This is a genomic window from Paenibacillus sedimenti (assembly GCF_014534655.1).
In the GTDB taxonomy this organism is placed as follows: domain Bacteria; phylum Bacillota; class Bacilli; order Paenibacillales; family NBRC-103111; genus Paenibacillus_E; species Paenibacillus_E sedimenti.
In genome coordinates this window covers 133,508-143,231 of record NZ_JACVVD010000014.1, presented here as the reverse complement: position 1 = coordinate 143,231, position 9,724 = coordinate 133,508, and the positions used below count along the sequence as shown (strand labels likewise).

General features: G+C 50.5%; 9 protein-coding genes and 1 pseudogene. 4 read left to right on the top strand and 6 right to left on the bottom strand.

The genetic code is table 11. The annotated features are described in order from the left end of the window. The coding region (locus ICC18_RS28515) for an NAD(P)-binding protein (RefSeq protein ID WP_188177806.1) at positions 1-609 on the bottom strand (609 nt) is incomplete at its 3' end. 203 nt (positions 610-812) lie between these two features. On the opposite strand from ICC18_RS28515, the pseudogene ICC18_RS28510 reads away from it, so the two are divergent. Beyond that, a pseudogene (locus tag ICC18_RS28510) lies at positions 813-1,336 on the top strand (IS110 family transposase); the annotation flags it as partial. A gap of 255 nt (positions 1,337-1,591) precedes the next feature. Beyond that, the gene (locus tag ICC18_RS28505) at positions 1,592-3,070 is read left to right on the top strand and encodes an amidase family protein (protein WP_188177805.1); all 1,479 of its coding nucleotides are present in this window, start codon (positions 1,592-1,594) and stop codon (positions 3,068-3,070) included. Positions 3,071-3,125: 55 nt separating this feature from the next. Here the strand turns inward: ICC18_RS28505 and ICC18_RS28500 are convergent, their stop codons facing one another. The 3 genes from ICC18_RS28500 to ICC18_RS28490 are packed head-to-tail and all read right to left on the bottom strand — an operon-like array spanning position 3,126 to position 4,458. Continuing rightward, complete coding sequence (locus ICC18_RS28500; RefSeq protein ID WP_223192943.1) at positions 3,126-3,509, bottom strand: DUF6220 domain-containing protein; 384 nt, start codon at positions 3,507-3,509, stop codon at positions 3,126-3,128. After that, positions 3,502-4,002 carry a DUF6022 family protein gene (locus ICC18_RS28495; protein ID WP_188177804.1) on the bottom strand — a complete coding sequence of 167 codons (501 nt, stop codon included), beginning with the start codon at positions 4,000-4,002 and terminating at the stop codon, positions 3,502-3,504. The genes ICC18_RS28500 and ICC18_RS28495 overlap by 8 nt, the downstream gene beginning before the upstream one ends. A 21-nt stretch (positions 4,003-4,023) precedes the next feature. Then, positions 4,024-4,458, bottom strand: a complete 435-nt coding sequence (locus tag ICC18_RS28490) for a DUF6526 family protein (RefSeq protein WP_188177803.1) — start codon at positions 4,456-4,458, stop codon at positions 4,024-4,026. Positions 4,459-4,625: 167 nt separating this feature from the next. Between ICC18_RS28490 and ICC18_RS28485 the strand changes: the two genes are divergently transcribed. Beyond that, the gene (locus ICC18_RS28485; RefSeq protein WP_188177802.1) at positions 4,626-5,210 is read left to right on the top strand and encodes a TetR/AcrR family transcriptional regulator; all 585 of its coding nucleotides are present in this window, start codon (positions 4,626-4,628) and stop codon (positions 5,208-5,210) included. Between the two features lie 171 nt (positions 5,211-5,381). Here ICC18_RS28485 and ICC18_RS28480 read toward each other — a convergent pair whose 3' ends face one another. After that, positions 5,382-5,759: a DUF779 domain-containing protein gene (locus tag ICC18_RS28480; protein ID WP_188177801.1), complete on the bottom strand. Its 378-nt coding sequence runs from the start codon at positions 5,757-5,759 to the stop codon at positions 5,382-5,384. Between the two features lie 13 nt (positions 5,760-5,772). Next, complete coding sequence (gene adh / locus ICC18_RS28475) at positions 5,773-7,293, bottom strand: aldehyde dehydrogenase (protein ID WP_188177800.1); 1,521 nt, start codon at positions 7,291-7,293, stop codon at positions 5,773-5,775. Positions 7,294-7,635: 342 nt separating this feature from the next. On the opposite strand from adh, the gene ICC18_RS28470 reads away from it, so the two are divergent. Then, a complete protein-coding gene (locus ICC18_RS28470) occupies positions 7,636-9,402 on the top strand; it encodes a sigma-54-dependent Fis family transcriptional regulator (RefSeq protein ID WP_223192942.1) in 1,767 nt (588 codons plus the stop codon). The last annotated feature ends 322 nt before the right edge of the window (positions 9,403-9,724 follow it).

Below are 9,724 nucleotides of genomic sequence, written 5' to 3'. Positions count from 1 at the left end.
TTGCAATTCCCCCAAAAGGACGTCATACCCCATATAGCTTAGAGGCTCGTTTTTTTCATACTCCCGGGCGGTTAATTCAACGAAACGGTTCATAGAGTACAAGTCGAGTGCTCCGTCGTAGACCGATAACGCTGCATAAGCGGAAAGAACTTTGGCGATCTCGGGGTTGCCGACATTTTCCCGTATCCATTGGCCTACGGACATGGTTTGCGGAAAAGCCGGAGCTTGCTTCACCATCCGGTAAAATTGTTTCAAACATAACATATGATTGAAAAAGCCCGAAATCGCGGGAGAGGTAAGCGCACCGAAGCCAAGCGGACTGGAGATGACTTTGCCTCCCATAAAGAGTTTGAATTTGGACAAGCTCGCCTTCCTATACTCCATCGGCAGTTCAAGTTCGCGAACAATGGAACGCAGGGGTTCCTGTTTGGGAGCCAGAACCGCATGGGCGCCATAACTCATTGTAAAACCATTCTTTGAAATGACATGGCTTCTGCCTCCCAGAATCGGCGAACGTTCCATAACAACGACCCGGTTTCCTCTTTTAGCTAATAAAGCCGCTGTTACTAAGCCACCTAGACCCGCTCCTACAATACCTACTTTCTTCATACCATCAACCTCCCCAAAATTAGACTAACCTTTTAGTCTAATTTTAGAGTTTCGATATCCCTTGCGCAATAGTCAAATACGTTTCAACTGTGAAAAATTTGGGAACTTTTTCAATCTTGCATTGGTCCACTGAAGACGAGAGCCATCGGTAGAGCGTTATCCTCACTATGCTAAGCTGCCCGTTAGCCATTCATGCAGCGCAAGAAGCAGAGGATATTGAGTTTCTTGTTGTAAATGCTCAACATATGAAAGCTCTCCCAGGATGTAAAACGGAGTGAAAGATGCGGAATGGATTGCCCAACTTCTTCGTCATGGGCTCCTAAAGGCAAGCTTCATTCCGAACCGTAACCAAAGGGAACTACGAGAATTAGTTCGTTATCGCCGAAGCATCATTGAAGAACGAGCTAGACAACATAATCGGATTCAAAAAGTGTTAGAAGGAGCAAACATCAAGCTTGGCTCTGTGGTTTCAGATATTATGGGTGTGTCATCTAAGGACATGCTTCACGCCATCGCAAACGGTGAAGAAGATCCGGAGAAATTAGCAAGCTTCGCTCGGCGAACTATGAAAAAGAAAAAAGATGAACTCGAGCTCGCTCCCAAGAGAGTCATTTCGGACCAGGAAGACATAGAACGATTAGATTCTATACCTGGACATAACGAGAGCGCAGACAAACGAAAGTCTTCAAAAGGAAAGAAAGGTAACAAATATTTAAAATCTGCATTAACAGAAGCCGCACATTCCGTAGGTGCTTCCAAAAACTATCTTGGCGCCATGTATCGACGAACATTAGCACGAAAAGGTAGAAAAAGAGTTGCTATTGTAGTTGCCCATGCCATGCTAAGAATTGCTTATTATCTACTGACAAGAAGGCTGATTTTCTTATCTAAAATGGAACTATCCCTATTTTCATAGAAGGCTGGTGTGTTACCATGAATTTGCAGTTTGAAGATTTACCCATACAGGAGAGTGACTACATATATGAGCATAAACTTGCAGGATTGGATCGATGAAGCCGATATCACGAGCATGCAGAAGGCTATGGCTACGGGAGAATGTACTTCAGAAGCTCTCGTTAGTGAGTACATCGAACGTATTCATAGGTATAATCCTCTAATCAATGCCGTTCTGGAGATCAATCCAGATGCCCTCGAAATCGCAAGGATTCTTGATCATGAACGAAATACAACGGGCTGTCGGGGTCCGCTGCACGGAATTCCTATCCTGCTAAAGGATAACATCGATACACACGACCGGATGCATACGAGTGCCGGATCGATCGCTTTGGCCGAGTCGTACGCTGCTGCAGATTCGTTCGTAGCCGCAAGGCTTCGCACAGCCGGCGCAGTCCTCCTAGGGAAGACGAACATGACCGAGTGGTCGAACTTTATGTCTAACCGCATGCCAGCAGGATATAGCTCACGGGGCGGATATGTATTGAATCCATACGGTCCCGGTAAGCTCTTCGTCAACGGGTCCAGTTCGGGATCAGCCGCGGCCGTAGCGGCGAACCTCGCGGCAGCGGCGATCGGCACCGAAACCGCCGGTTCGATTGTCGGGCCGGCCAGCCAGCATTTCCTCGTCGGTATAAAGCCTACTGTAGGCCTTGCTAGCCGCAGCGGCATCATCCCGATCTCCATAAGCCAGGATACGCCCGGACCGATTGCCAGGACAGTCACTGACGCGGCGATCCTGCTAGGGGCGATCACAGGAGTTGACGAGAACGATAAAGCTACGTGGGCAAGCCAAAATCGCGCTTTTAATGATTATACCACTTATCTCGACGCCGGCTTTCTGCATCAATCCCGTATTGGGATCCCCAGGCATTATTATCAGGTGTTAGACGAAGAGAGACGTTCCATCATGGAAGCCGTCATCGCTGTGCTGCGCGAGCAAGGTGCCACGGTCATAGATCCGGTCGACCTCCATTTGGAGCAACATCCGTGGAACAACGACGTTATCACCTACGAATTTAAGACTGGTTTGAATCTCTATTTATCGCAGCTGAATGCGGATGTGCCCGTTCATTCTCTTCAGGAGCTGATTGTTTATAATCAGAGGCATGCTGCGTCCGCGTTGAAGTATGGTCAAGACAATCTGATTCGCTCGGAACAAAATATGCTGGACGAAGAAACCTACCAGCTTAAACGACAGGCGTACAACCATCTGGCTCTTACCCAAGGGATTGATTCCGCGCTCGATCAACATGGCCTAGATGCGCTAATGCTACCTGGGGACATTGACGGCATGTATATAGCTGCCCGGCTAGGATACCCTCTTATCACAGTGCCCGCCGGTTATTCGGCTAATGGAACAATCGATGCGGATGGCGATTCGACGCAAGGCCCCTTCGGCGTCGTCTTCTCCGGGAGAGCCTACAGCGAGCCCACGCTGATTCGCATTGCCTATAGTTTCGAGCAGGCGACCCTCCAACGTCGCCCGCCCGGCTTATTTCGGTAGTAGAATGATTTAGTTGAACAAATAACCTTGGATGGCTCGTGAAATCGTCTTCGAATTATTGAATAGTTCGACGGATGGAGCGGATGATCTCAGTACTGCTCCAGAATAGCATTAGGGCGATTACAGGGTGAAGCGCAGACAATCCTCCAATCCGCGCCGAGAAGATGGCTGTCAGAAACATACCGATAATCATCCCAAATAATCCGACGGATCTCAGGATTGTTTTTGATGGTAACCGGCCGATCCATGCCAATACGGCCATAATGAGAGGAAGGAACCCGAAATATCTGGCAAAGCTTATGTGGGTAGCCCAGTTAGTCGAATCGACGAATAACGCAAGTCCTGCGAAGAAAACTTGAAGCGCGATTGATGCTGCAAACAGCCATGCGAGCGCTATAAAACAAAAACAGGCAATGCGAGGATATGTGGCATTATTCATAACTCCCGTTACCTCCGTCCATCGGCTCCTCGCATTCCGGATCTGCGTTCACAATAACATGGGAAATGAGTGTGGGGTCAGTCTCGCGTATCAGATAGACTTGCGGCGGTCTAGGTAAACGCGGGCGAGTATGATCGTGATAAATCCTAGAGACTAGCGTTCCAAGCGGTTGCCTGTTTTCTTGGTGAATTACGCTCCAAAAACGTCTTTCGCGGTCTTCCCAAAGCCCCCAATGCTCTTCCGATTGTGGAAATGTTCCCGGCAATACGGGACGGGGAACAAAACCGGCTCCGACTATTTCCGCCATCAAAGGTTCGAAAAGTTTGAGGCAGTAAAAGCCATAAGCAGAATCTCCGCCTTTTGCAAAAATCCGTTCGATTTCCGGCAGATTCTTGTCCCAGACTTGCTGGTAATTATGATCGATATATTGTTGGACATAGTTTTTCATCATCCTCATAGTTGTCCCTTTTAACGTTTCGGTTAAGCTGCTCATTTGACACCTCCGTTTTTCACTTCAAACCCGATTATGATCAGCCTTCCATTTTTTAATCGCTCGCTTAATGGTATCGGGGGGAATTCGATCGTTCACGGCCTTCTCGCATAAAGACAAAAATTCTTCATCCGAAGCGAAACGCAGAGCGATAATTTGGTTCATCGTCAGACCGGGATCGAGCAGCTTGCCGGTTAATACGAAGTGCCGCAAATTTTCTTCTGCACGAATCGCGCGATCCTGAGCCTTACATGCAAATATCCGGGAAAATATCATGGTCATGACCATCATGATTGAAAGGCACACGAATATCATTGAGGCGAACAGCGACTCTACGTTTCGTACCAAAATGAACAGATTTACGATTGCAGCCGTCAACGTAATCAAACCGAGCGGTACGAGAAAAAAATGGAATGCTGGAACCAATCTGACGTAATTCCCGTAGTTTTGGGGTTTCATAAGGAATTAACCTCCCTTCTCATTCGACTTGAGTGAGTGCACACTCATATACGTTTGCACCCATTTCTTATGCATCTGCAATACATTTCTTGACTTTGAGTGAGTACACACTCATAATATGAGCATAAACAGCTTTTAATGCCATGTCAATAGAGCGAGGGATAATCTTGGATTTAAAAAACAAAATCGCTGAAGCAGCCGAACATGTGTTATTAACGAACGGGCTGGCCAAAACCACAACAAAGGAAATAGCTCGTGCAGCCGGGTGCTCTGAAGGATCGTTATATAATCACTTTAGAAACAAAGAGGATATTTTTCTTTATGTTTTACGAGGGCAATTAAAAAATTTGATGGGAACCTTAACTTCTTTACAGAGCCTTGCCGGTAAAGAAACGGTGCGTAATAATCTTGAACAGGTGGCTCTTTCGGCGCTGGAGGATTTCAGCAATTCTATGTCCTTGATCTGTTCTATTTTCTCGGAACCTGATATTCTGCTTCGCCACCGTGAGGGTTTTACTTTGCGAAATGAAGGCCCTCACAGGGCAAACGAGGCGGTGGACATTTATTTATTGAAAGAGAAACAGCAGGGCAGAATCCGAGAAGAAATGGACACGAGGGCCGTTGCGGATTTACTACTGGGAAGTTGCTTTCAGCATGCGTTCCAGATGAATTTCTTAGGAAATGTCGAATCTCACGAAGAACGGATTGACTTTGTGAATCGTGTTTTGAATACATTATTTCCTGGAGGATAGTATTGGAGCCTGGCGAAATTATAGGCCAAAATAGGATATCAGCTGCATTTGTTACACTTAATTCGTCTGTAAGCAGCATGAAGCAGTGCTGAACGGTTAAAAGCTAACAAAAGCAGTCCGATGATCATTGGCATGACCTTCGGACTGCTTTAGTGCCGGAAGAAAGCTCATTTACGACAGGTCCAGAATACGCAGTTCCTCCGGTGTAAATACGCGCGAACGCGTGAGGAACCGCAGTCCTTCGGGACCCTCCAAAGAAAACATGCCGCCACGCCCAGGGATGACATCGATAATAAGCTGCGTGTACATCCAATACTCGTACTGCGCCTTGCTCATGTAAAAGGGAGCACCATGGATCGTGCCCAGCTTCACATCCTGCTCGCCAAGGAGGAACTCTCCCTGCGGATAGCACATGGGCGAGCTGCCGTCACAGCAGCCTCCGGACTGATGGAACATTACCGGGCCGTACTTCGCTTGCAGCGTATCGATCAGTTGCGAGGCGGCATCGGTGCAGATGACCTTCAAAACAACCGGTTCGGTGTCCGCCATATCGCGCCGCCTCTTAGAAGAAGCCCAGCGCATTCGGGCTGTAGCTGACGAGCAGGTTCTTCGTTTGCTGGTAATGATCGAGCATCATGCGATGGTTTTCCCGCCCGATACCCGACACTTTGTAGCCGCCAAAGGCTGCATGAGCCGGATAGGCATGATAGCAATTGGTCCATACGCGACCCGCTTCTATGGCGCGTCCCATACGGTAAGCGGTGTTCATATCGCGTGTCCAGACGCCTGCACCCAAGCCGTATAACGTATCGTTGGCAATGGCCAGCGCCTCTTCCTGATCCTTGAATGTCGTCACGGATACGACAGGTCCGAAAATTTCCTCTTGGAAAATGCGCATTTTATTGTGGCCTTTCAGCACCGTCGGCTGAATATAGTAGCCATCCGCGATTTCCCCGCTCATCGCAGCCCGGCCCCCGCCGATCAAGCATTCTGCGCCTTCCTGCTGTCCGATGTTTATGTAGCTCAAAATTTTCTCGACCTGCTCGGTGGACGCCTGAGCGCCGATCATCGTATCGGTATCTAGCGGGTTGCCCTGTTGAATGGCAGCTACGCGTTTCAAAGCTTTTTCCATGAAAGCATCATAAATGGATTCTTGAATAAGTGCACGGGACGGACATGTACAGACTTCGCCTTGATTCAACGCGAACAGCACGAAACCTTCGATGGCTTTGTTCAAAAATGCGTCGTCTTGCGCCATAACGTCTTCGAAGAACAGGTTCGGCGATTTGCCGCCCAGCTCCAGCGTCACGGGAATAATATTTTGGGAGGCGTATTGCATGATCAAACGGCCGGTCGTTGTCTCGCCGGTGAAAGCGATCTTCGCAATCCGGTTGCTTGATGCCAGCGGTTTGCCTGCTTCCAGGCCGAAACCGTTTACAACATTGACAACGCCCGGCGGCAGCAGGTCTTGAACTAATTCCAGCCAGACGAGGATGGAGGCAGGCGTTTGCTCCGCAGGCTTGAGCACGACGCAGTTACCTGCTGCGAGTGCCGGAGCAAGCTTCCATGTCGCCATCAGCAGCGGGAAGTTCCAAGGGATGATCTGGCCGACCACACCCAGCGGCTCATGGAAATGATACGCCACCGTATCGTTGTCGAGTTGGCTGAGTCCTCCCTCTTGTGCGCGGATACAGCCCGCGAAGTAACGGAAATGATCGATCGCCAGCGGAAGGTCGGCGGCGAGCGTTTCCCTGACCGGCTTGCCGTTATCCCATGTCTCGGCAACGGCAAGCAGCTCGAGGTTCGCCTCCATCCGGTCGGCGATTTTATTAAGCAGATTCGCTCTCTCCGCAACAGAAGTACGTCCCCAGGACGCTTTGGCCGCATGCGCTGCATCCAGCGCTAGTTCAATGTCCTCCGCCGTCGAGCGAGGAACTTCGCAGAAAATGCGGTTGTTCACCGGGGATACATTTTCAAAATACTGCCCTTTGACCGGCTCGACCCACGATCCTCCAATAAAGTTGCCGTAACGCTGCTTGAACGTGACTTTCGATCCTTGTTGTCCAGGTTGCGCATAAATCATAGTAACAGCCTCCTTAAAGTTTTTCGCCAGAAAAACTTACTTCGTAAGCATCCGCTTCGGGTTTTCGCAGAAAACTTACGTCGCAAGCATCCGCTTCGAGTTTTCGAATTTCGTAGAGAACTGGCTTCGTAAGCCCTACACATCTACTTAGCAAAAATCATGCCAACTACTTAAAAGGCTTCGCAGAAGGCTTTATATCAAAAGTGCGTCAATGCGACTGTTCCGCTCTGGAACAGTGCGGTGTTTCATTTTGATACAATCGCCCCTGCGCTTATCCTATCGCCATGGATTTATGCTATGATGAAAAGCAGAACGTGTATCTTCGGGTTGGAGGTGTTTGGATTGTCATCTCTGTTCACAACCGACTTCTCAGACATAACCGCGAAATCTTGGAAGCGCTGTCAAGATCATGGGCTCAAACCATTTGAGCCTGTTCACGATGTACTGATTCCCGAGAACGGCCTTCGGGAAATCCTCAAACAAAGCGCACCGCTCATCACGCTTACTCAGCAAGTATTCGATTCATGCAGCCGCTTCATTCAGGAATCGAAGCAAACCGCGCTACTGATCGATGCGCAGGGTACGATCATTCACGCTGTAGGTGATCCCGACTTCGCTATTCAGGCGCAGCGGGTACAGCTTCAGGTAGGCGCTTCATGGGATGAAAAGCGCAAAGGTACGAATGCTATCGGCGTCGCACTAACGGAACAAATGCCGGTCCGAGTGCATGCAGAGGAGCATTATTTCGAAGCGAACCGCTTCCTGACGTGCGCATCGGCTCCCGTATTCAGTCCGACAGGCGAGCTGCTGGGCGTCATTAATATTAGCGGTAAAAGGGAGAGCTACCACGCTTACACCTTGATGCTCGCATGCCTGGCCGCAGACTCCTTGCAGAATCGTCTGCTGCTTGAAGCCTCAAAGAAAGAGCATCTCCTAACGCTGAAGGAGCTGGATTATACAATGGGACAGCACGCCATGCCGCTGCTGTCCCTCGACCAAGACAATCGCATCCTGCGGGCGAATCAAGCTGCGCTGCAGATTCTCGGCAAAGACGCGATTGGCCGGGAGTTCACCGGCGCCCGAGGCTTCGCGGTGGAGACTTTGCTCGACGAACGTCACAAGGTGTGGCGTTCCGTCGCCATGCAAAAGCCGGTACAAGCGGATGATGGCCGCTTGTACCATTTCCACGATATCGCCGGCACCTGTCCCGGCTTCGTGCAAACCAAAGAGCTCGCGCAGAAGGCCGCGCTCACGGTGTATCCGGTGCTGCTGCTGGGCGAAAGCGGCACCGGCAAAGAGCTGTTCGCGCAGTCGATCCATACGGCGAGTGCGCGCTCAGCGCAGCCCTTCGTCGCCGTGAACTGCAGCGCGATTCCCGATTCGCTCGTCGAGAGCGAGCTGTTCGGCTACGAGCGCGGCGCGTTCACCGGCGCGAACCGCGACGGCAGCAAAGGCAAGTTCGAAGCCGCGCACCGCGGCACCCTCTTTCTCGACGAGATCGGGGATATGTCGCTGCGGGCGCAGGCCGCGCTGCTTCGCGTGCTGCAGGAGGGCACGATCACACCGGTCGGATCGGCCCGCAGCAAGCGGATCGATGTGCGCATCATCGCAGCGACGCATCGGAACTTGGCGGAGGAAGTAAAGGCAGGACGTTTCCGCGCGGATTTGTTTTACCGCTTGAAGGGCATCCAGCTTCAACTGCCGCCTCTCCGTGAGAGGACGGATCTGCTGGGCTTAACGCTTCATCTATTGAATCGAAGCTGCTATGCGACGCCGATTCTGACCGGCGAAGCGCAGCAAATGCTGCTGCAGCATACGTGGCCCGGCAATCTGCGCGAGCTGAATAGCGTGCTGATCCAGGCCTGCTTCCTCGCGGAAGGAGGGCCGATCGGCTCGCAGCATATCAGGATCGATGACGCCCAGACGGGAGCGGCTTCGGCTGTTGAAGCGCATGCCCCTGTCGGGTCGCTGCGAGAAGTAGAAATCTCCGCGATTCAGCGAACTCTGAAGATGACCGATTGGAACCTGAGCAAAGCGGCAGGCTTGCTGCAGATCGGCCGGACCACGTTATATCGGAAGATCGAGGAGTACGGAATCAAGCCGTTCTAGCACAATTATGCCCTCGAGCGAACAAAAGTCTGTAAATTACGAAATGGTCGTAATTTACAGACTTTTATTCTTAACCTTGATGTGTAATCCTTCCACAATTAACGTTTCTAGGTACCTTAATTAGCGAACAGGTGGCACATTGGTGGTAATACGCTTGATGCAAGGTTACGACATTGCCGCTTCCGCACAATGAGGCGTTATATACATCGCTCTCCGGGAGTTTTCCGTCTTTCGTAACGCTGGCAACCTGTGTTTCTTTCGTGACCGTATCCGCTACATATTGTAGGTTTAGGCGAAGCGGAGACCGTGGGGAGGTCGGGTT

What these genes read in the sequence shown, in the direction of transcription:
- ICC18_RS28505 (WP_188177805.1), top strand. Translation starts at nt 1,592, where the DNA reads ATGAGCATAAACTTGCAGGATTGGATCGATGAAGCCGATATCACGAGC.
- ICC18_RS28500 (WP_223192943.1), bottom strand. Translation starts at nt 3,509, where the DNA reads ATGAATAATGCCACATATCCTCGCATTGCCTGTTTTTGTTTTATAGCG.
- ICC18_RS28495 (WP_188177804.1), bottom strand. Translation starts at nt 4,002, where the DNA reads ATGAGCAGCTTAACCGAAACGTTAAAAGGGACAACTATGAGGATGATG.
- ICC18_RS28490 (WP_188177803.1), bottom strand. Translation starts at nt 4,458, where the DNA reads ATGAAACCCCAAAACTACGGGAATTACGTCAGATTGGTTCCAGCATTC.
- ICC18_RS28480 (WP_188177801.1), bottom strand. Translation starts at nt 5,759, where the DNA reads ATGGCGGACACCGAACCGGTTGTTTTGAAGGTCATCTGCACCGATGCC.
- adh (WP_188177800.1), bottom strand. Translation starts at nt 7,293, where the DNA reads ATGATTTATGCGCAACCTGGACAACAAGGATCGAAAGTCACGTTCAAG.